Annotated in this window: 18 protein-coding genes and 1 tRNA gene; 18 read left to right on the top strand and 1 reads right to left on the bottom strand. The window is 41.9% G+C overall.

What is annotated here, in order from left to right; all coding sequences use genetic code 11:
- Positions 1–2 precede the first annotated feature (2 nt).
- The 18 genes from dprA to ftsY all read left to right on the top strand — a co-directional run bounded on the left by dprA (position 3) and on the right by ftsY (position 19,701).
- The gene (gene dprA, locus ACORHU_RS05780) at positions 3–851 is read left to right on the top strand and encodes a DNA-processing protein DprA (RefSeq protein WP_434363891.1); all 849 of its coding nucleotides are present in this window, start codon (positions 3–5) and stop codon (positions 849–851) included.
- Between the two features lie 231 nt (positions 852–1,082).
- Complete coding sequence (gene topA, locus ACORHU_RS05775; protein ID WP_434363889.1) at positions 1,083–3,170, top strand: type I DNA topoisomerase; 2,088 nt, start codon at positions 1,083–1,085, stop codon at positions 3,168–3,170.
- A gap of 135 nt (positions 3,171–3,305) precedes the next feature.
- Entirely contained in the window at positions 3,306–3,665 is a 360-nt protein-coding gene (locus ACORHU_RS05770) for a YbaN family protein (protein WP_049532704.1), read from the top strand.
- A 93-nt stretch (positions 3,666–3,758) separates the two neighbouring features.
- A complete protein-coding gene (locus ACORHU_RS05765) occupies positions 3,759–4,391 on the top strand; it encodes a copper homeostasis protein CutC (RefSeq protein ID WP_434363886.1) in 633 nt (210 codons plus the stop codon).
- A gap of 43 nt (positions 4,392–4,434) precedes the next feature.
- The gene (locus tag ACORHU_RS05760) at positions 4,435–5,091 is read left to right on the top strand and encodes an MmcQ/YjbR family DNA-binding protein (RefSeq protein WP_434363884.1); all 657 of its coding nucleotides are present in this window, start codon (positions 4,435–4,437) and stop codon (positions 5,089–5,091) included.
- 302 nt (positions 5,092–5,393) lie between these two features.
- Positions 5,394–6,956: a 2-isopropylmalate synthase gene (locus ACORHU_RS05755; protein WP_434363882.1), complete on the top strand. Its 1,563-nt coding sequence runs from the start codon at positions 5,394–5,396 to the stop codon at positions 6,954–6,956.
- A gap of 11 nt (positions 6,957–6,967) precedes the next feature.
- On the top strand, positions 6,968–8,005 hold the full coding sequence (gene leuB / locus ACORHU_RS05750) for a 3-isopropylmalate dehydrogenase (RefSeq protein ID WP_049533986.1): 1,038 nt from the start codon (positions 6,968–6,970) through the stop codon (positions 8,003–8,005).
- Positions 8,002–8,271, top strand: a complete 270-nt coding sequence (locus ACORHU_RS05745) for a DUF1294 domain-containing protein (RefSeq protein ID WP_434363880.1) — start codon at positions 8,002–8,004, stop codon at positions 8,269–8,271. The genes leuB and ACORHU_RS05745 overlap by 4 nt, the downstream gene beginning before the upstream one ends.
- Positions 8,272–8,274: 3 nt before the next feature.
- A complete protein-coding gene (gene leuC / locus ACORHU_RS05740) occupies positions 8,275–9,657 on the top strand; it encodes a 3-isopropylmalate dehydratase large subunit (protein WP_434363878.1) in 1,383 nt (460 codons plus the stop codon).
- Positions 9,658–9,666: 9 nt separating this feature from the next.
- Entirely contained in the window at positions 9,667–10,260 is a 594-nt protein-coding gene (leuD, locus tag ACORHU_RS05735) for a 3-isopropylmalate dehydratase small subunit (RefSeq protein WP_434363876.1), read from the top strand.
- Positions 10,261–10,284: 24 nt separating this feature from the next.
- Positions 10,285–11,064: an L-threonylcarbamoyladenylate synthase gene (locus tag ACORHU_RS05730; protein ID WP_434363874.1), complete on the top strand. Its 780-nt coding sequence runs from the start codon at positions 10,285–10,287 to the stop codon at positions 11,062–11,064.
- A 200-nt stretch (positions 11,065–11,264) separates the two neighbouring features.
- Entirely contained in the window at positions 11,265–12,251 is a 987-nt protein-coding gene (locus ACORHU_RS05725) for a GMP reductase (RefSeq protein WP_000931175.1), read from the top strand.
- A 65-nt stretch (positions 12,252–12,316) separates the two neighbouring features.
- Positions 12,317–12,388 (top strand) — tRNA-Arg (locus ACORHU_RS05720).
- A gap of 182 nt (positions 12,389–12,570) precedes the next feature.
- Positions 12,571–13,269: a ribonuclease III gene (gene rnc, locus ACORHU_RS05715; protein WP_000661487.1), complete on the top strand. Its 699-nt coding sequence runs from the start codon at positions 12,571–12,573 to the stop codon at positions 13,267–13,269.
- Entirely contained in the window at positions 13,260–16,799 is a 3,540-nt protein-coding gene (gene smc / locus ACORHU_RS05710; RefSeq protein ID WP_434363870.1) for a chromosome segregation protein SMC, read from the top strand. The genes rnc and smc overlap by 10 nt, the downstream gene beginning before the upstream one ends.
- A complete protein-coding gene (locus ACORHU_RS05705) occupies positions 16,796–17,590 on the top strand; it encodes a Cof-type HAD-IIB family hydrolase (protein ID WP_261097386.1) in 795 nt (264 codons plus the stop codon). Before smc ends, ACORHU_RS05705 begins: the two co-directional genes overlap by 4 nt.
- A complete protein-coding gene (locus ACORHU_RS05700; protein WP_434363867.1) occupies positions 17,590–18,408 on the top strand; it encodes a Cof-type HAD-IIB family hydrolase in 819 nt (272 codons plus the stop codon). The genes ACORHU_RS05705 and ACORHU_RS05700 overlap by 1 nt, the downstream gene beginning before the upstream one ends.
- 3 nt (positions 18,409–18,411) lie before the next feature.
- A complete protein-coding gene (gene ftsY / locus ACORHU_RS05695) occupies positions 18,412–19,701 on the top strand; it encodes a signal recognition particle-docking protein FtsY (protein ID WP_434363865.1) in 1,290 nt (429 codons plus the stop codon).
- 43 nt (positions 19,702–19,744) lie between these two features.
- Here the strand turns inward: ftsY and zwf are convergent, their stop codons facing one another.
- Complete coding sequence (gene zwf, locus ACORHU_RS05690; RefSeq protein WP_434363863.1) at positions 19,745–21,232, bottom strand: glucose-6-phosphate dehydrogenase; 1,488 nt, start codon at positions 21,230–21,232, stop codon at positions 19,745–19,747.
- Between the last annotated feature and the right edge of the window lie 52 nt (positions 21,233–21,284).

Below are 21,284 nucleotides of genomic sequence, written 5' to 3'. Positions count from 1 at the left end.
TTATGAAAATCACAAACTATGAAATCTATAAGTTAAAAAAATCAGGTTTGAGCAATCAACAGATTTTGAAAGTGCTAGCATACGGTGAAAATGTTGATCAAGAACTGTTGTTGGGTGATATTGCAGATATATCAGGTTGCCGAAATCCAGCTGTTTTTATGGAACGTTATTTTCAGATAGACGATACGCATTTGGAGAAGGAGTTTCAAAAATTTCCATCTTTCTCTATTTTAGATGACTGTTACCCTTGGGATTTGAGTGAAATATATGATGCACCTGTGCTTTTATTTTACAAGGGAAATCTTGACATCTTGAAATTTCCTAAGGTAGCAGTCGTAGGAAGTCGTGCTTGTAGCAAACAGGGAGCTAAGTCAGTTGAAAAAGTCATTCAGGGCTTGGAAAATGAACTGGTTATTGTCAGTGGCTTAGCCAAGGGTATCGATACAGCAGCTCATATGGCAGCTCTTCAGAATGGCGGCAAAACCATTGCAGTGATTGGAACAGGACTGGATGTGTTTTATCCTAAAGCAAATAAACGTTTGCAAGACTATATTGGAAATGACCATCTGGTTCTCAGTGAATATGGACCTGGCGAACAACCTCTGAAATTTCATTTTCCTGCCCGTAATCGCATCATTGCTGGACTTTGTCGTGGTGTGATTGTAGCAGAGGCTAAGATGCGTTCAGGTAGTCTCATTACCTGTGAGCGAGCAATGGAAGAAGGGCGCGATGTCTTTGCTATACCTGGTGGCATTTTAGATGGACTATCAGACGGTTGTCATCATTTGATTCAGGAAGGTGCAAAATTGGTCACCAGCGGGCAGGATGTTCTTGCAGAATTTGAATTTTAATACTCTTCGAAAATCTCTTCAAACCACGTCAGCTTCCATCTGCAACCTCAAAACAGTGTTTTGAGCAGCCTGCGGCTAGCTTCCTAGTTTGCTCTTTGATTTTCATTGAGTATAAGAAGAAAGTCCGCTTACTAGACAAACTTTTCTTCTATTATAGTAGCTAAGTCTTGACAGGGTTCAAAAAATGGTTTACACTTTATAAAGTTTATTACTTTGAAAAGGTGTGATACTGTGGCTACGGCAACAAAAAAGAAAAAATCAACAGTTAAAAAAAATCTAGTAATCGTGGAGTCACCTGCTAAGGCGAAAACGATTGAAAAATATCTAGGCCGAAACTACAAGGTTTTAGCCAGTGTCGGGCATATCCGTGATTTGAAGAAATCCAGTATGTCCGTCGATATTGAAAATAATTATGAACCGCAATATATCAATATCCGAGGAAAAGGACCTCTTATCAATGACTTGAAAAAAGAAGCTAAAAAAGCTAATAAAGTCTTTCTGGCGAGTGACCCGGACCGTGAAGGAGAAGCGATTTCTTGGCATTTGGCTCACATTCTCAACTTAGATGAAAATGATGCCAACCGTGTGGTCTTCAATGAAATCACCAAGGATGCGGTCAAAAATGCTTTTAAAGAACCACGCAAGATTGATATGGACTTGGTCGATGCCCAACAGGCTCGTCGTGTCCTAGACCGCTTGGTAGGATATTCGATTTCGCCTATTTTGTGGAAGAAGGTCAAGAAGGGCTTGTCAGCAGGTCGCGTTCAGTCTATTGCGCTTAAGTTAATCATTGACCGTGAGAATGAAATTAATGCCTTCCAACCAGAAGAATATTGGACAATTGATGGCGTCTTTAAAAAGGGAACCAAGCAATTTCAGGCTTCCTTCTATGGAGTGGATGGTAAAAAGCTGAAACTGACTAGCAATGATGAGGTCAAGGAAGTCTTGTCTCGTCTGACTAATAAAGACTTTTCAGTGGATCAGGTGGATAAGAAAGAGCGCAAACGCAATGCTCCTTTACCTTATACTACTTCATCTATGCAGATGGATGCGGCTAATAAAATCAATTTCCGTACTCGAAAGACTATGATGGTTGCCCAACAGCTCTATGAAGGGATTAATATCGGTTCTGGTGTTCAAGGTTTGATTACTTATATGCGTACCGATTCGACTCGTATCAGTCCTGTAGCGCAGAACGAAGCAGCAAGTTTCATTACGGATCGTTTTGGTAGCAAGTATTCTAAGCATGGTAGCAAGGTCAAAAATGCTTCAGGAGCTCAGGATGCCCACGAGGCTATTCGTCCGTCTAGTGTTTTTAATACACCGGAAAGTATTGCTAAGTATCTGGACAAGGATCAGCTCAAGCTTTATACCCTTATCTGGAATCGTTTTGTGGCGAGCCAGATGACAGCTGCTGTCTTTGATACCATGGCTGTTAAATTGTCTCAAAATGGGGTTCAATTTGCTGCCAATGGTAGTCAGGTTAAGTTTGATGGTTATCTTGCCATTTATAATGATTCTGATAAGAATAAGATGTTACCAGATATGGCTGTTGGAGATGTGGTTAAGCAGGTGAATAGCAAACCAGAGCAACATTTCACTCAACCGCCTGCTCGTTATTCTGAAGCGACCCTTATCAAGACCTTGGAGGAAAATGGGGTTGGACGTCCGTCAACCTACGCACCAACCATTGAAACTATTCAGAAACGTTACTATGTTCGCCTTGCAGCCAAACGTTTTGAGCCGACAGAGTTGGGAGAAATTGTTAACAAGCTCATCGTTGAATATTTCCCAGATATCGTAAACGTGACCTTTACAGCTGAAATGGAAGGCAAACTGGATGACGTCGAAGTCGGAAAAGAGCAGTGGCAACGTGTCATTGATGCCTTTTACAAACCTTTCTCTAAAGAGGTTGCCAAGGCTGAAGAAGAAATGGAGAAAATCCAGATCAAGGATGAACCAGCTGGATTTGATTGTGAAGTGTGTGGCAGTCCAATGGTTATTAAACTTGGTCGATTTGGTAAGTTCTACGCTTGTAGCAATTTCCCAGACTGTCGTCATACTCAAGCAATTGTGAAAGAGATTGGTGTTGAGTGTCCAAGTTGTCATCAGGGACAAATCATTGAGCGTAAAACAAAACGTAACCGCCTCTTCTATGGTTGCAATCGCTATCCGGAATGTGAATTTACCTCTTGGGACAAGCCGGTTGGTCGTGACTGTCCAAAATGTGGCAACTTCCTCATGGAGAAAAAAGTCCGTGGTGGTGGCAAGCAGGTTGTTTGTAGCAAAGGCGACTACGAAGAAGAAAAGATTAAATAGGAGGAGAGTCCTGAAAGTGAATTTCAGGCTCTTTTTGATTAGAACTTGACAAAATTCATCATTGTATGCGAAACTAGAAGAAGATTAATTTAATTTAATTTAATTTAATTTAATTTAATTTAATTAGGAGAAGTTATGCGTATTATTTATCTTATTATTGGTTTTTTATCACTTGCCTTGGCTATTGTTGGGGTTGTTTTACCTTTGTTGCCGACAACGCCTTTCCTTTTGTTGTCTATTGCTTGTTTCTCCAGAAGTTCCAAGCGCTTCGAAGATTGGCTTTACCATACCAAGCTCTATCAAGCATATGTAGCTGATTTTCGTGAGAGCAAGTCCATTGCGCGTGAACGTAAGAAAAAAATCATCGTATCCATCTACATCTTGATGGGAATTTCCATTTACTTTGCGCCTCTTTTGCCGGTCAAAATCGGTCTGGGAGCTTTGACCATCTTTATCACCTATTATCTCTTTAAGGTCATTCCAGACAAAGAATAAGTAAAATTTGTAACTATTTCCCTTGATAAAATTGAAAACATATTTACAACAATATGATATAATAAATTTAAAGTAATTTTCAAGGAGAATCAAATGATTTACGAATTTTGTGCTGAAAATGTGACCTTGCTTGAAAAAGCGATGCAGGCTGGAGCTCGCCGAATCGAACTCTGTGATAATCTAGTAGTTGGTGGAACAACACCTAGCTATGGAGTTACCAAGGCAGCGGTTGAACTGGCAGCTAACTACGATACGACCATTATGACTATGATTCGTCCACGTGGTGGCGATTTTGTCTATAATGATCTTGAAATAGCTATCATGCTAGAAGACATTCGATTGACTGCGCAGGCTGGAAGTCAAGGGGTTGTATTTGGGGGTTTAACTGCTGAGAAGAAGTTGGATAAAGCTAATCTGGAGAAGCTGATTGCTGCATCAAAAGGAATGGAAATTGTCTTCCACATGGCCTTTGATGAATTGAGTGATGAAGACCAGTTGGAGGCAATTGACTGGCTCAGTCAAGCTGGTGTCACCCGTATCCTGACTCGCGCTGGTGTATCTGGCGACTCTCTAGACAAACGTTTTGCTCACTATCACAGAATTTTAGAACATGCTAAAGATAAAATTGAAATTCTACCAGGTGGGGGGATTGACCTTGGCAACCGTCAGACCTTTATTGACCAGCTGGGTGTGACACAATTGCATGGAACCAAGGTTGTCTTTTAAAAAATAGAAAGGAACTGCTAGCTTTGGGTAGCAGTTTTCGCTTATGTTTGAAATTTTTAAATCTTATCAGTTTAATCAAGAAAAGGCTCGTGCCTATGGTTTTGTAGAAAATGGGGAAGTCTGGACTTATAGTTGCCAGATTTTGCAGGGTGACTTTTTCATGACAGTCTCCATCACTACTGATAATGTAAATTTTCAGGCCTTTGATCAGGAAACGGGCGACCTATATCCTCAAGTCCATATGGAAAGTATGAGAGGAAGTTTTGTAGGAAGTGTCCGTGAGTCTTGTTTGGAGATTCTTTACCAGATTCGGAAGGCCTGTTTTGATGAGCAGGATTATATCTGTCCTCAGACCAAGAGAATCATGGCAGTTGTTCAAGAAAAGTATGGAAATCAATTGGAATATCTATGGGAGAAATCTCCTGATACAGCTGTTTTGCGCCATGAGGACAATCAAAAGTGGTATGCTGTTTTGATGAGAATCTCTTGGGATAAGCTTGAAAAGGGGAGAGAAGGACTAATGGAAGCAGTCAATCTCAAACATGATCAAGTATCTGATTTGTTGGTAAAAAAAGGGATTTATCCAGCCTTTCATATGAATAAGCGCTATTGGATAAGTGTGGCGCTTGATGATACTTTATCAGATGAAGAAGTACTGGAATTGATAGAAAGAAGTTGGAATTTAACTATTAAAAAATGAAACATTTCAAGAACTTTCAATTAGCAAAATATTCTTTACTGAAGAAATTTTCAGAAAATATTGGATTTTTTCTTGACATGTGTTTTTTCCTATGCTAAAATACTAAACAAGATATCAAACGAAGGAGAAAGTCAAACATGAAAACAGCTAAGTTTAATCAATTTGCTTTGTTGTTGAGGTACTCGGGCTAGTGCAAAAGCATTAGTCCTGTTTGGCTTACCAAGCGGGAGTAAATCAACATCTCGCTTGGAACTCCGAGCGAGATGTTTTTTTAAAACCGAATTTAGAAAAGGGGAAATCTTATGAGAACAGTTGAATTTCTAGATACTAGCCTTCGAGATGGTGAGCAGACACCAGGTGTTAATTTTTCGATCAAGGAAAAGATTGCCATTGCAAGACAATTGGAAAAATGGGGAATTTCGGCAATTGAAGCTGGTTTTCCAGCAGCTAGTCCTGACTCATTTACTGCAGTTCAGGAAATCGCTAAAGTCTTGAAGAAAACAGCAGTGACTGGTCTAGCTCGCTCTGTTAAATCAGATATAGATGCTTGTTATGAAGCGCTAAAGAATGCAAAGTATCCACAAATCCATGTTTTTATCGCCACTAGTCCTATTCATCGTGAATTTAAGTTGAATAAAAGCAAAGAGGAAATATTGGAAGCTATTAAAGAGCATGTTTCCTATGCACGTAGTAAATTTGAAGTGGTAGAATTCTCTCCTGAAGATGCGACTAGAACTGAGCTGGATTTCCTCCTGCGAGTTGTTCAAACAGCGGTAGATGCAGGGGCAACCTATATCAATATTCCTGACACGGTTGGTTTTACCACACCAGAGGAATATGGGAATATCTTCAAGTATCTGATTGACAATGTTAAAACCGACCGTCAGATTATCTATTCGCCTCACTGTCATGATGACCTCGGAATGGCAGTAGCTAATAGCCTTGCTGCTGTTAAGAATGGGGCCGGACGAGTAGAGGGGACTATCAACGGTATTGGTGAGCGAGCTGGAAATGCGGCCCTTGAAGAAATTGCAGTAGCCCTCAATATTCGCCAAGATTACTACCAAGCAGAAACCAGTATTGTCCTAAATGAGACTATCAATACGTCAGAAATGGTTTCTCGCTTCTCAGGTATTCCAGTTCCTAAAAACAAGGCTGTGGTTGGTGGCAATGCCTTCTCTCACGAGTCTGGTATTCACCAAGATGGAGTCCTTAAAAATCCTCTTACTTATGAAATCATCACTCCTGAATTGGTCGGTGTCAAGAGTAATAGCCTCCCACTTGGAAAATTGTCTGGTCGCCATGCCTTTGTTGAGAAGCTGAGAGAATTGGCCCTAGACTTTACAGAAGAGGACATTAAACCACTCTTTGCTAAGTTCAAGGCACTGGCCGACAAGAAACAAGAAATCACAGATGCAGATATTCGTGCTCTGGTAGCTGGTACCATGGTTGAAAATCCAGAAGGCTTCCACTTTGATGATTTACAACTGCAAACCCATGCGGATAATGACATCGAAGCGCTCGTTAGTCTAGCCAATATGGATGGTGAGAAGGTCGAATTTAATGCGACAGGGCAAGGTTCCGTTGAAGCAATCTTTAACGCTATCGATAAGTTCTTTAACCAATCCGTCCGCTTGGTGTCCTATACCATTGATGCGGTGACAGATGGAATTGATGCCCAGGCTCGGGTCTTGGTAACTGTTGAAAACAGAGATACAGAAACCATCTTTAACGCAGCTGGTCTTGATTTCGATGTGCTGAAGGCTTCGGCTATTGCCTACATCAATGCTAATACTTTTGTTCAAAAAGAGAATGCTGGTGAGATGGGACGCAGTGTTTCCTATCGCGACATGCCTAGTGTGTAAAGGAGAATGCTATGACAAAGAAAATAGTAGCTCTAGCAGGGGATGGGATCGGTCCAGAAATCATGGAGTCTGGGTTAGAGGTTCTGGAAGCCCTAGCTGAAAAAACAGGTTTTGACTATGAGATTGATAGACGACCTTTTGGAGGTGCAGGTATCGATGTTGCAGGGCATCCCTTACCTGATGAAACCCTCAAGGCAAGTAGAGAAGCAGATGCCATTCTCCTAGCAGCTATCGGTAGTCCTCAGTATGATGGAGCAGCGGTTCGCCCTGAACAAGGCTTGCTGGCTCTTCGTAAGGAACTCAATCTCTATGCTAATATTCGCCCAGTTAAGATTTTTGAGAGTATCAAGCATTTGTCACCTCTCAAACCAGAACGAATTGCTGGTGTAGACTTTGTCGTGGTGCGTGAGTTGACAGGCGGGATTTACTTTGGAGATCATATTCTTGAAGAGCGAAAAGCGCGTGATATCAACGACTATAGCTATGAGGAAGTGGAGCGGATTGTTCGTAAATCCTTTGAGATTGCAAGAAATCGGAGAAAAATCCTTACCAGCATTGATAAGCAAAATGTGTTGGCAACATCAAAACTCTGGCGGAAAGTAGCTGAGGAGGTCGCACAGGATTTCCCAGATGTAACCTTGGAGCACCAGCTAGTCGACTCAGCTTCCATGCTTATGATTACCAATCCTGTTAAGTTTGATGTCATCGTGACGGAGAATCTTTTCGGCGATATCTTATCTGATGAATCAAGCGTTCTATCTGGCACACTTGGGGTTATGCCATCAGCCAGTCATTCTGAAAATGGTCCAAGTCTCTATGAGCCAATTCATGGTTCAGCGCCTGATATTGCAGGTCAAGGAATTGCCAATCCTATCTCCATGATATTATCTGTTGCTATGATGTTGAGAGATAGTTTCGGACGTTATGAGGATGCAGAGCGTATCGAGCATGCTGTTGAGGCAAGTTTGGCGGCTGGTATTTTAACGAGAGATATAGGAGGTCAGGCTTCTACCAAGGAAATGACGGAAGCTATTATTGCAAGGTTATGAAGTTAGACGAAAAAATTACTCTAGTCCTCTTGATTTGGAATGTCATCATTTTCGTGATTTATGGCATTGACAAATCCAAGGCAAGGAGAAGAGCTTGGCGTATCCCAGAGAAAATCTTACTCATTTTAGCCTTTACTTGTGGTGGCTTTGGTGCCTGGTTAGCAGGAATCATTTTTCACCACAAGACTAGAAAATGGTACTTTAAAACAGTTTGGTTTCTTGGGATGGTGACCACACTAGTAGTCTTATATGTTATTTGGAGGTAATGGATGGTAGGAAAATCGATTTTTGATAAATTATGGGACCGTCATGTCATCACAGGAGAAGAAGGGCAGCCCCAACTCATGTATGTGGATCAGCACTATATTCACGAAGTGACCAGTCCTCAGGCTTTTCAAGGACTGCGAGACGCAGGACGAAGATTGAGACGACCAGACTTGACATTTGGAACTTTTGACCACAATGTCCCGACGGTCAATATCTACGATATTAGAGATATCATTTCCAAGGCTCAAATTGATAAGCTAGCTGAAAATGTTGAGGAGTTTGGGATTGAACATGCGGCCCACGGTTCTGAAAAACAGGGAATTGTGCACATGGTGGGTCCAGAGACAGGACGGACCCAACCAGGAAAATTCATCGTCTGTGGAGACAGTCACACAGCAACTCACGGAGCTTTTGGAGCAATCGCTTTTGGGATTGGGACTAGTGAGGTTGAGCATGTCTTCGCTACCCAGACACTCTGGCAAGTCAAACCCAAGAAAATGCTGGTGGAATTCACTGGAGTTCCTCAAAAAGGAGTTTATTCTAAGGATTACATTTTAGCCTTGATTGCCAAGTACGGCGTTGCCTGTGGTGTTGGCTATGTGGTGGAATATCGGGGACAAGCGATTGATGCACTGAACATGGAAGAGCGAATGACCATCTGCAATATGTCCATCGAGTTTGGATCCAAGATGGGAATCATGAATCCAGATCAAACCACCTATGATTATCTCAAGGGACGCGAGTGTGTTCCAGAGAATTTTGAAGTGGCTGTGGCGGATTGGAAAACAATTGTCAGTGATGATGATGCCGTTTACGATAAGGTTATCCAGATGGATGTCTCAGACTTGGCTCCCATGGTAACCTGGGGCACCAATCCTGCTATGGGAGTTGACTTTGATAGTAGTTTCCCAGAAATTAAGGATATGAATGATGAACGAGCCTACAACTACATGGACTTGGAGCCTGGTCAAAAGCCAGCAGATATTGAACTAGGTTATATCTTTATCGGCTCTTGTACCAATGCTCGTCTCAGCGATTTGCAACTGGCTGCGCGATTTGTCAAAGGAAAGAAAATAGCCCCCAATCTAACAGCAATCGTAGTTCCAGGCTCTCGTCCTGTGAAACGAGCTGCTGAGAAGTTGGGCTTAGACAAGATCTTTCTGGATGCTGGTTTTGAGTGGAGAGACCCAGGTTGCTCTATGTGCCTAGGGATGAATCCTGACAAGGTACCTGATGGTGTCCACTGTGCCTCAACCAGCAACCGTAACTTTGAAGACAGACAAGGTTTTGGTGCTAAGACTCATCTCTGCAGTCCAGCCATGGCAGCTGCAGCAGCTATCGCCGGGCGCTTCGTAGATGTTCGGCAAATGCCAGAAGCCCAGTAAGGAGAGGATATGGAGAAATTTACAGTTTATACGGGAACGACCGTTCCTCTCATGAATGATAACATCGATACTGACCAAATCCTACCCAAGCAGTTTCTCAAGTTAATTGATAAGAAAGGCTTTGGTAAGTACCTCATGTATGCTTGGCGTTATTTAGATGACAAGTATACTGAGGACCCAGACTTTGTCTTTAACCGACCTGAATATCGGAAAGCTAGTATTCTCATCTCAGGGGATAACTTTGGGGCAGGGTCTTCGAGGGAACACGCAGCTTGGGCTCTAGCTGACTATGGTTTTAAGGTCGTGATTGCGGGGTCTTTTGGGGATATTCATTACAATAATGAACTCAATAATGGCATGTTGCCCATTATACAGCCCAGAGAGGTTCGAGAGAAACTAGCCCAGCTAAAACCAACCGATCAGGTAACTGTGGACTTGGAACAACAGAAAATCATCTCACCAGTCGGAGAATTCACTTTTGAAATTGATAGCGAATGGAAACACAAGCTCTTAAATGGTTTGGATGATATTGGTATTACGTTGCAGTATGAAGACTTGATTGCTGCTTATGAAAAACAACGACCAGCCTACTGGCAGGATTAGAAAAATAGAAAAGGAAATAGAACTATGATAAAACACATTCAATGGAACGGAACACTTTCACAAGAAGGCTATGATATTTTAAAAGGTGAGGGCGGATGTATCGTTTGCCCTACAAAAGTTGGTTACATCATCATGACTAGCGATAAGGCTGGTCTTGAACGTAAGTTTGAAGCCAAAGAACGTAACCGTAACAAACCAGGTGTTGTTCTCTGTGGTAGCATGGATGAGCTTCGCGCCTTAGCACAACTCAACCCAGAAATTGAAGCCTTCTACCAAAAACATTGGGATGAAGATATTCTTCTTGGTTGTATCCTTCCTTGGAAACCAGAAGCTTTTGAAAAACTCAAAGCATACGGTGATGGTCGTGAAGAACTTATGACTGACGTGCGTGGTACTAGCTGCTTTGTTATCAAATTCGGGAAAGCTGGGGAACAATTGGCTGCCAAACTTTGGGAAGAAGGTAAAATGGTTTATGCTTCATCTGCAAACCCATCTGGAAAAGGAAACCGTGGTAAGGTAGAAGGTATTGGAGAACGTATTGAAGGAGCAGTGGACCTTGTCATTGAAGCAGACGACTATGTGGCATCTATCCAACCTGACAAAACGATTGAAACTCGCTACGAACAGGGTGTGATGGTGTCTATGGTTGATAAAGACGGCAAACTCATTCCAGAACAAGGAGGAGCACGATCAACTTCACCAGCGCCAGTTGTGATCCGTAAAGGGCTTGACATTGATAAAATCATGATGCGCCTGTCAGATACCTTTAACTCATGGGACTACCGCCAAGGCGAGTATTATTAGGATAGAGAAGGAGTGGGGAGAAGATAATCTCTCCTATTTCTTTTGTTTTTTATACAACAAAATCCGAACAATATATTTTAATTTATAAAATTATTTGACAAAAACTGTACTTTAGTTTATAATGAATTAAGGAAACGTCGGAAAAGACGTAGTGATGCGAGAGCATAGGTAGGTCATTACAAAAGAAACGAGACATCGATATGTTAAATGAATTTCCAATTTTTGATTACGAAGATATTCAATTGATTCCAAATAAATGTGTCATTAAAAGCCGTGCAGAAGCGGACACAAGCGTCACTCTAGGAAATCATACCTTTAAACTACCTGTTGTGCCAGCTAATATGCAGACGATTTTGGATGAAAATGTAGCAGAGCAACTAGCTAAAGGGGGCTACTTCTACATTATGCACCGTTTTGATGAAGCAGGACGCATTCCTTTTATTAAACGCATGCACGAACAAGGTCTCATTGCTTCTATATCTGTCGGTGTTAAAGACTATGAGTATGATTTTGTTAGCCAGCTCAAGGCTGATGCTCCAGAATACATCACGATTGACATTGCTCATGGTCATGCAGATAGCGTGATTTCTATGATTCAACACATCAAGAAAGAATTGCCAGATACTTTTGTCATTGCTGGAAATGTGGGAACACCAGAAGCTGTGCGTGAATTGGAAAATGCTGGTGCGGATGCTACTAAGGTTGGAATCGGTCCTGGTAAGGTTTGTATCACCAAGGTCAAGACTGGTTTTGGTACAGGTGGTTGGCAGTTGGCTGCTCTCCGTTGGTGTGCCAAGGCTGCGCGTAAACCGATTATCGCTGATGGAGGAATTCGTACTCACGGAGATATTGCCAAGTCTATCCGCTTCGGTGCCAGCATGGTCATGATTGGTTCCCTCTTTGCAGGACATATTGAAAGTCCAGGGAAAACGATTGAAGTCGATGGTGAACAGTTCAAAGAGTACTATGGTTCAGCTTCACAATATCAAAAAGGTGCTTACAAAAATGTGGAAGGCAAACGCATCTTGCTTCCTGCCAAAGGTCATTTGCAAGACACTTTGACTGAGATGGAACAAGACCTTCAAAGTGCTATTTCTTATGCAGGTGGACGTCAGGTTGCTGACCTTAAACACGTTGATTATGTTATCGTGAAAAACTCCATCTGGAATGGAGATGCTTCCCACTAAGACGGGCTATCTCACTAGAAAAAACTTGTTATTAGAGCAAATTTCTGTTATAATAAAACAAGTTTCCACCCTTAGTGTAATGGATATCACGTAAGATTCCGGTTCTTGAGATGGGGGTTCGATTCCCTCAGGGTGGATGTAAATAGCCTAAAAAAGCCTTTAATAGGTTTTTTTCTTTACACCGTCTCAAATTTGCACCTAAAACTGAAAATCTATTTTTAAAGAATATCCAAATCCCCTCCAGTCCCGTTTTAAAGTGACTCAGGATGCTTTTTTTGATATAATAAAAAGGACTGTTATCAGTTAGAAAGAGGTTGGTATGAAAGAATTACAAACTGTACTAAAGAACCATTTTGCAATCGAATTTGCAGACAAAAACTTACTGGAAACTGCCTTTACTCATACGAGTTATGCCAATGAGCACCGCCTCTTAAAAATTTCACACAATGAACGCTTGGAATTTTTAGGAGACGCTGTTCTACAGTTATTGATTTCAGAATATCTGTATAAAAAATATCCTAAAAAGCCTGAAGGGGACTTGTCTAAACTCCGTGCCATGATTGTCCGTGAGGAGAGTTTGGCTGGTTTTGCGCGTGACTGCCAGTTTGATCAGTTTATCAAGCTGGGTAAGGGAGAAGAAAAGTCTGGTGGGCGCAATCGTGATACCATTCTTGGTGATGCCTTCGAAGCCTTTCTTGGTGCCCTCCTTTTGGACAAGGATGTGGCCAAGGTCAAGGAATTTATCTACCAAGTCATGATTCCTAAGGTTGAAGCAGGCGAGTTTGAGATGATTACAGACTACAAAACCCATCTCCAAGAGTTACTTCAAGTCAATGGGGATGTGGCTATTCGTTATCAGGTGATTTCTGAAACGGGACCTGCCCATGATAAGGTCTTTGATGTAGAAGTTCTTGTTGAAGGCAAGAGCATTGGTCAAGGTCAAGGTCGGTCTAAGAAATTAGCAGAGCAGGAAGCTGCCAAAAATGCCGTTGAGAAAGGGCTGGATTCATGTATTTAAAGGAAATCGAAATTCAGGGATTCAAGTCTTTTGCTGACAAGACTAAGGTCGTCTTTGACCAAGGTGTGACGGCAGTCGTTGGACCCAATGGATCTGGAAAGTCGAATATTACAGAAAGTCTGCGTTGGGCCTTAGGGGAGTCAAGTGTTAAGAGTCTCCGTGGTGGCAAGATGCCGGATGTCATCTTTGCCGGAACAGAGAGTCGCAAACCGCTCAATTATGCTTCTGTAATTGTGACTCTGGATAATCATGACGCATTTATCAAGGATGCTGGTCAAGAAATCAGGGTAGAACGCCATATATACCGTAGTGGAGATAGTGAATACAAGATTGACGGCAAAAAAGTCCGTCTGCGTGATATCCATGATCTTTTCTTGGATACAGGCTTGGGACGAGATTCTTTTTCTATCATTTCACAAGGCAAGGTTGAGGAGATTTTTAATTCTAAGCCTGAAGAACGCCGTGCCATTTTTGAAGAAGCTGCGGGTGTCTTGAAATATAAGACTCGCCGAAAAGAAACTGAGAGCAAGCTGCAGCAAACTCAAGATAATCTAGACCGTCTTGAAGACATTATCTACGAGTTGGATAATCAAATCAAGCCCCTTGAAAAGCAAGCTGAGAAGGCTCGTAAGTTTCTAGACTTGGAAGGTCAACGCAAGGCTATTTATTTAGACGTTCTGGTTGCTCAAATCAAGGAAAATAAGGCAGAATTAGAGTCGACAGAAGAAGAGTTGGCACAGGTTCAGGAACTCTTGATGAGTTACTACCAAAAGCGTGAAAAATTAGAAGAAGAAAACCAAACTCTTAAAAAGCAACGCCAAGATTTACAGGCTGAAATGGCCAAAGACCAAGGCAGTTTGATGGACTTGACCAGTCTGATTAGTGATTTAGAAAGAAAATTAGCCCTATCGAAACTGGAATCTGAGCAAGTAGCTCTGAATCAACAAGAAGCACAAGCCCGTTTGGCTGCTTTGGAGGATAAGAAAAATTCACTCAGTAAAGAAAAAACTGATAAGGAAAGCTCTTTAGCACTTTTAGAGGAAAATCTAGTCCAAAATAATCAAAAACTCAATCGACTAGAAGCTGAATTGCTAGCTTTTTCAGATGATCCTGATCAGATGATTGAGATTTTACGTGAACGCTTTGTAGCCCTTTTACAAGAAGAAGCAGATGTCTCAAACCAGTTGACCCGCATCGAGAATGAGTTGGAAAATAGTCGTCAGCTTTCTCAAAAACAAGCAGATCAACTACAAAAACTCAAAGAACAGCTGGCTACAGCTAAAGAGAAGGCTAGTCAGCAAAAAGACGAGCTTGAAACTGCCAAGGAGCATGTTCAGAAATTATTGGCCGACTATCAAGCTAGTGCCAAGGAGCAAGAGGAGCAGAAAGCTTCCTATCAAGCTCAACAAAGTCAACTATTTGATCGTCTGGACAGTCTTAAAAACAAGCAGGCCAGAGCTCAAAGTTTGGAAAATATCCTGAGAAATCATAGTAACTTTTATGCAGGTGTTAAGAGTGTTCTCCAAGAAAAAGATCGCCTTGGTGGGATTATTGGTGCAGTCAGTGAGCACCTGACTTTTGATGTGCATTATCAAACTGCCCTAGAGATTGCGCTTGGAGCCAGCAGTCAGCATATCATCGTAGAAGATGAAGAGTCGGCAACCAAGGCGATTGATTTCCTCAAACGAAACAGAGCAGGTCGTGCAACCTTTCTTCCTTTGACAACGATCAAGGCGCGTACGATTTCTAGTCAGAACCAAGATGCTATCGCTGCAAGTCCAGGATTTCTGGGCATGGCAGATGAGTTGGTGACATTCGATACTAGACTGGAAGCTATTTTCAAGAATTTGCTAGCCACGACAGCGATTTTTGATACAGTAGAACATGCGCGTGCAGCAGCTCGACAAGTTCGTTATCAGGTTCGTATGGTGACTTTAGACGGTACAGAGTTGCGCACAGGTGGTTCCTATGCAGGTGGTGCCAATCGCCAGAATAACAGTATTTTTATCAAGCCAGAACTGGAGCAATTGCAAAAAGAAATTGCTGAAGAAGAAGCTAGCTTGCGTTCCGAAGAAGCGAGTTTGAAGACCTTACAAGATGAGATGGCTGCATTGACAGAAAGATTAGAAGCTATCAAATATCAAGGAGAGCAGGCTCGTATTCAGGAGCAAGGCTTGTCCCTCGCTTATCAGCAGACCAGTCAGCAAGTCGAAGAATTAGAAACTCTTTGGAAACTCCAAGAAGAGGAATTAGATCGTCTTTCTGAGGGAGATTGGCAAGCGGATAAGGAAAAATGTCAAGAGCGCCTTACTAAAATCGCCAGTGAAAAGCAAAATCTGGAAGCTGAGATTGAAGAGATTAAGTCTAACAAAAATGCCATCCAAGAACGTTATCAGAACTTGCAAGAAGAGGTAGCGCAAGCTCGCTTGCTTAAGACAGAACTGCAAGGGCAAAAACGTTACGAAGTTGCGGATATTGAACGTTTAGGCAAGGAATTGGATAATCTGGATATTGAGCAAGAAGAAATCCAACGCCTTCTTCAAGAAAAGGTTGATAATATTGAGAAGGTTGATACAGAACTGCTCAGTCAACAGGCTGAAGAAGCTAAAAACCAGAAAACAAATCTCCAACAAGGTTTGATTCGCAAGCAGTTTGAGTTGGATGATATTGAAGGTCAGCTGGATGATATTGCTAGTCATTTGGACCAGGCTCGCCAGCAGAATGAGGAGTGGATTCGCAAGCAAACACGTGCTGAAGCTAAGAAAGAAAAGGTCAGCGAGCACTTACGCCATTTACAAAGTCAATTAACAGACCAGTATCAGATTAGCTATACTGAAGCACTAGAAAAGGCACATGAATTGGAAAACCTCAATCTGGCAGAGCAAGAGGTGCAGGACTTAGAGAAGGCTATTCGCTCACTAGGTCCTGTCAATATAGAAGCTATTGACCAGTACGAAGAAGTTCACAGCCGCCTGGATTTCCTAAATAGCCAACGAGATGATATTTTGTCAGCGAAAAATCTGCTCCTTGAGACCATTACAGAGATGAATGATGAGGTCAAGGAACGCTTTAAATCAACCTTTGAAGCTATCCGTGAGTCCTTTAAAGTGACCTTCAAGCAGATGTTTGGTGGAGGTCAAGCGGACCTCATTTTGACTGAGGGAGACTTGCTGACAGCTGGGGTTGAGATTTCTGTTCAACCTCCAGGTAAGAAAATCCAGTCTCTTAATCTGATGAGTGGTGGTGAAAAAGCTCTATCGGCTCTTGCCTTGCTCTTCTCCATTATCCGTGTCAAGACCATTCCTTTTGTTATCTTGGATGAGGTGGAGGCTGCGCTGGACGAAGCCAATGTTAAACGCTTTGGAGATTACCTCAACCGTTTTGACAAGGACAGCCAGTTTATCGTCGTCACCCACCGTAAGGGAACCATGGCAGCGGCTGATTCTATCTATGGAGTGACTATGCAAGAATCAGGTGTCTCAAAAATTGTTTCGGTGAAGTTAAAAGATTTAGAAAGTATTGAAGGATGACAATTAAACTAGTAGCAACGGATATGGATGGAACCTTCCTAGATGGAAATGGGTGCTTTGATATGGATCGCCTCCAGTCTCTCTTAGCTTCCTACAAGGAAAAAGGGATTTACTTTGCGGTAGCTTCGGGTCGAGGATTTCTGTCTCTAGAAAAATTATTTGCTGATGTACGTGATGACATTATTTTCATAGCGGAAAATGGTAGTTTGGTAGAATATCAAGGTCAGGACTTGTATGAAGCGACCATGTCTCGTGATTTTTATCTGTCAACTTTTGAAAAGCTGAAAATGTCACCTTATGTAGATATCAATAAACTGCTCTTGACGGGGAGAAAAGGCTCTTATGTTCTAGATACGGTTGATGAGACCTATTTGAAAGAGAGCCAACACTATAATGAAAATATCCAAAAAGTAGCGAGTTTAGAAGATATCACAGATGATATTTTCAAATTTACAACCAATTTTACAGAAGAAACGCTAGAAGCTGGAGAAGATTGGGTAAACGAAAACGTTCCTGGTGTTAAGGCCATGACAACTGGCTTTGAATCTATTGATATTGTTCTGGACTATGTCGATAAGGGAGTGGCCATTGTTGAATTAGCTAAAAAACTTGGTATCACAATGGATCAGGTTATGGCTTTTGGAGACAATCTTAATGACTTGCACATGATGCAGGTTGTGGGACATCCTGTAGCTCCTGAAAATGCACGACCAGAAATTTTAGAATTAGCAGAGACAGTGATTGGTCACCATAAGGACCAGTCGGTTATAGCTTATATGGAGGGCTTATAATGGCAGATATAAAATTGATTGCATTGGACTTGGACGGGACCTTGCTGACTACTGATAAAAGGCTGACGGATCGTACCAAGACAACCTTGAAAGCTGCGCGTGATCGTGGTATTAAGGTTGTATTGACAACTGGTCGTCCCTTAAAAGCTATGGATTTCTTTCTCCATGAGCTAGGGACTGACGGCCATGAAGATGAGTATACGATTACATTTAATGGTGGTTTGGTTCAGAAAAATACAGGTGAAATCCTTGATAAAACAGTCTTTTCATATGATGATGTGGCACGCTTGTATGAAGAAACAGAGAAATTATCACTGCCTCTTGATGCTATCTCAGAAGGAACTGTTTATCAAATTCAATCTGACCAAGAAAGTCTTTATGCCAAATTCAATCCAGCTTTGACCTTTGTTCCAGTGGACTTTGAAGACTTGTCTAGTCAAATGACCTACAATAAGTGTGTGACTGCCTTTGCTCAAGAACCCTTGGATGCAGCCATTCAGAAGATATCTCCAGAATTGTTTGACCAATATGAAATCTTTAAATCACGTGAAATGTTGCTAGAATGGTCACCAAAGAATGTTCATAAAGCAACAGGTTTGGCAAAACTAATCAGCCATCTTGGAATCGACCAAAGCCAAGTTATGGCCTGTGGTGACGAGGCCAATGACCTTTCTATGATTGAATGGGCAGGGCTCGGTGTTGCCATGCAAAACGCTGTTCCTGAAGTTAAGGCAGTCGCAAATGTAGTGACGCCAATGACCAATGATGACGAGGCTGTTGCTTGGGCTATCGAAGAATATGTGCTGAAGGAGAACTAAGATATGGGATTATTTGACCGTCTATTCGGAAAAAAAGAAGAACCTAAAATCGAAGAAGTTGTAAAAGAAGCTCTAGAAAATCTTGATTTGTCTGAAGATACTGAGCCTGCCTTAACAGAAGCTGAGAAAGTTCCTCAAGAAGATGCAGAGGTTGAAAGTTCTGAAGAAGATCTGCTCCAAGAAGAGGAAAATCAAGAGACAGTTGAAGAGAGTCAGGATTCAGAGCCAGTTGTAGAAGTTTCTCAAGAAGAAGTTGAAGAATTGCCAAACTCAGAAGAAGTCCCAGAGGAAGAGAATACTGAGCTTCTAGAAACTGTAGAAGAAAATAATTCTGAAGTGCTTGAAGCAGAAAAGCCTCAAGCAGAAGAAACCGTTCAGGAAAAATATGACCGCAGTCTTAAGAAAACTCGCACAGGCTTCGGTGCCCGCTTGAACGCCTTCTTTGCCAATTTCCGCTCTGTTGATGAAGAATTTTTCGAGGAACTGGAAGAACTGCTGATTATGAGTGACGTTGGTGTCCAAGTCGCTTCTAACTTAACAGAGGAACTACGCTACGAAGCCAAGCTTGAAAACGCCAAAAAACCTGATGCACTTCGCCGTGTCATCATTGAGAAATTGGTTGAGCTTTATGAAAAGGATGGCAACTATGATGAACGTATCCACTTCCAAGATGGATTGACAGTCATGCTCTTTGTTGGGGTTAATGGTGTCGGGAAAACAACTTCTATCGGGAAATTAGCCCACCGCTATAAACAAGCTGGTAAGAAGGTCATGTTGGTTGCGGCAGATACCTTCCGTGCAGGAGCAGTTGCACAGCTTGCTGAATGGGGACGTCGTGTTGACGTTCCAGTTGTAACTGGACCTGAAAAAGCTGACCCAGCTAGTGTAGTCTTTGATGGCATGGAACGTGCCGTGGCTGAAGGTATCGATATTCTCATGATTGATACCGCTGGTCGTTTGCAAAATAAGGATAACCTTATGGCTGAGTTGGAGAAGATTGGACGCATCATCAAGCGTGTTGTACCAGAAGCACCGCATGAAACCTTCTTAGCATTAGATGCTTCAACTGGTCAAAATGCCCTGGTACAGGCCAAAGAATTTTCAAAAATCACTCCTTTAACAGGAATTGTCTTGACTAAGATTGATGGAACTGCTCGAGGTGGTGTTGTTCTAGCCATCCGTGAAGAACTCAATATTCCAGTTAAGTTGATTGGTTTTGGTGAAAAAATTGATGATATTGGAGAATTTAACTCAGAAAACTTTATGAAAGGTCTCTTGGAAGGCTTAATCTAATCAGAAGCAAAAATCCTGCAAGGTACAAACTTGCAGGATTTTTTTATTCTAAACGACCATCTTGACGATAGGCGATGTCTGGTTGCCAAGTCCATTTGGCACCGAATTTTTCAAGTAAGTCAAAGCTAGCTTGAGGTCCCATGCTTCCAGCTTTATAGTCATGAAGTGGGGCACCATTTTCAGCCCAGAGCTCTTCGATACGGTCAATCAATTTCCATGACGCACCAACTTCATCCCAGTGGCTAAAGTTAGTTGAGTTGTTATTTAAGACATCATAAATCAATTTCTCGTATGGTTCTGGAGAGGCACCAGTTGAGGTTGCATCTGTACGGTAATCAAGTGAGTTAGGAGCCAGGTTGAATTCTTCTCCTACTTGCTTCCCATTTAGGCTAAGAGAGAAGCCTTCTGTTGGTTGGATATAGATGGTTAAGATGTTTGGAGCAAGTGGTTCTCCAAAGATAGAATCCATTTGTTTAAAGACGATGTTGACATGAGTTCCTTTTTCAGTCAGACGTTTACCAGTACGGAAGAAGAAAGGAACACCACGGAAGCGATCGCTGTCTACAAAGAAGGCACCAGATGCAAAGGTTTCAGTTGTTGATTCTGGATTAACATTTGGCTCGCTACGGTAAGAGATGTATTTCATACCATCAATCTTACCTGAACGGTATTGACCGCGGATAAAGTGTTCTTTAAGTTCTTCATCAGTTGGATGATAGAGATTTTTAAAGACCTTAATCTTTTCAGCACGGATCTCGTCCTTTGTGAAGCTTGCTGGCTTGTCCATGGCAAGGAGAGAAAGGAGTTGTAGAGTGTGGTTTTGAACCATGTCACGGAGGGCACCAGATTCATCATAGTAGCCACCACGTTCTTCTACGCCTAAGCGCTCAGCAAAGGTAATTTGAACATTGTCGATAAAATCCTTGTTCCAAACGTTTTCAAAAATCAAGTTTGCAAAGCGAACTGCAAAGATACTTTGGATCATTTCCTTACCAAGATAATGGTCAATACGGAAAATTTGTTCTTCGTCAAATGTTGCTAGGAGCTCGTCATTCAACTTGCTTGCGCTTGCGTAATCTGTACCAAACGGTTTTTCAACGATTAAACGCTCAAAACCTTTACCGTCTACGATGTTTTCAGACTTGAGGTGTTTGGCAATAGTTCCAAAGAACTGAGGTGCCATAGACAAGAAGAAGAGCTTGTTGTCTTCAGCTTGGTACTTGTCATTTAGTTCAGCCTGCAATTGACGCAAAGAAATGTAGTGTTCTGTATCATTGACATCATGACTTTGATAGTAGAAGTGGCTAGCGAACTCTTGAGCCTGTTCGGTACTATCTGCCAAATCAAGGATAGATTCGACAACAACAGATTCAAAATATTCCTTGCTCCAAGGACGACGGGCAGTTCCAATAACTGCAAAGTGCTTGGAAAGATTGCCGGATTTATAAAGTCTAAAAAGGGAAGGGTAGAGCTTGCGTTTAGCCAGGTCTCCACTCGCACCGAAAATTGTAACAATAACCTTAGATGACATCTAGCTACCTAATTTCTATTTTTATTCCTAGTCTTGCTAGGTATGAGGAAAT

It is taken from the genome of Streptococcus sp. KHUD_015, from assembly GCF_051106265.1.
In the GTDB taxonomy this organism is placed as follows: Bacteria; Bacillota; Bacilli; order Lactobacillales; family Streptococcaceae; genus Streptococcus.
Note: the sequence above shows the minus strand (reverse complement) of the source record. Positions and strands in the feature narration are given on the sequence as shown.

Bases quoted from the DNA above. Each gene is read 5' to 3' on its own strand.
- dprA (WP_434363891.1), top strand. From the start codon at position 3: ATGAAAATCACAAACTATGAAATCTATAAGTTAAAAAAATCAGGTTTG.
- ACORHU_RS05770 (WP_049532704.1), top strand. From the start codon at position 3,306: ATGCGTATTATTTATCTTATTATTGGTTTTTTATCACTTGCCTTGGCT.
- ACORHU_RS05765 (WP_434363886.1), top strand. From the start codon at position 3,759: ATGATTTACGAATTTTGTGCTGAAAATGTGACCTTGCTTGAAAAAGCG.
- ACORHU_RS05760 (WP_434363884.1), top strand. From the start codon at position 4,435: ATGTTTGAAATTTTTAAATCTTATCAGTTTAATCAAGAAAAGGCTCGT.
- ACORHU_RS05755 (WP_434363882.1), top strand. From the start codon at position 5,394: ATGAGAACAGTTGAATTTCTAGATACTAGCCTTCGAGATGGTGAGCAG.
- leuB (WP_049533986.1), top strand. From the start codon at position 6,968: ATGACAAAGAAAATAGTAGCTCTAGCAGGGGATGGGATCGGTCCAGAA.
- ACORHU_RS05745 (WP_434363880.1), top strand. From the start codon at position 8,002: ATGAAGTTAGACGAAAAAATTACTCTAGTCCTCTTGATTTGGAATGTC.
- leuC (WP_434363878.1), top strand. From the start codon at position 8,275: ATGGTAGGAAAATCGATTTTTGATAAATTATGGGACCGTCATGTCATC.
- leuD (WP_434363876.1), top strand. From the start codon at position 9,667: ATGGAGAAATTTACAGTTTATACGGGAACGACCGTTCCTCTCATGAAT.
- ACORHU_RS05730 (WP_434363874.1), top strand. From the start codon at position 10,285: ATGATAAAACACATTCAATGGAACGGAACACTTTCACAAGAAGGCTAT.
- ACORHU_RS05725 (WP_000931175.1), top strand. From the start codon at position 11,265: ATGTTAAATGAATTTCCAATTTTTGATTACGAAGATATTCAATTGATT.
- rnc (WP_000661487.1), top strand. From the start codon at position 12,571: ATGAAAGAATTACAAACTGTACTAAAGAACCATTTTGCAATCGAATTT.
- smc (WP_434363870.1), top strand. From the start codon at position 13,260: ATGTATTTAAAGGAAATCGAAATTCAGGGATTCAAGTCTTTTGCTGAC.
- ACORHU_RS05705 (WP_261097386.1), top strand. From the start codon at position 16,796: ATGACAATTAAACTAGTAGCAACGGATATGGATGGAACCTTCCTAGAT.
- ACORHU_RS05700 (WP_434363867.1), top strand. From the start codon at position 17,590: ATGGCAGATATAAAATTGATTGCATTGGACTTGGACGGGACCTTGCTG.
- ftsY (WP_434363865.1), top strand. From the start codon at position 18,412: ATGGGATTATTTGACCGTCTATTCGGAAAAAAAGAAGAACCTAAAATC.
- zwf (WP_434363863.1), bottom strand. From the start codon at position 21,232: ATGTCATCTAAGGTTATTGTTACAATTTTCGGTGCGAGTGGAGACCTG.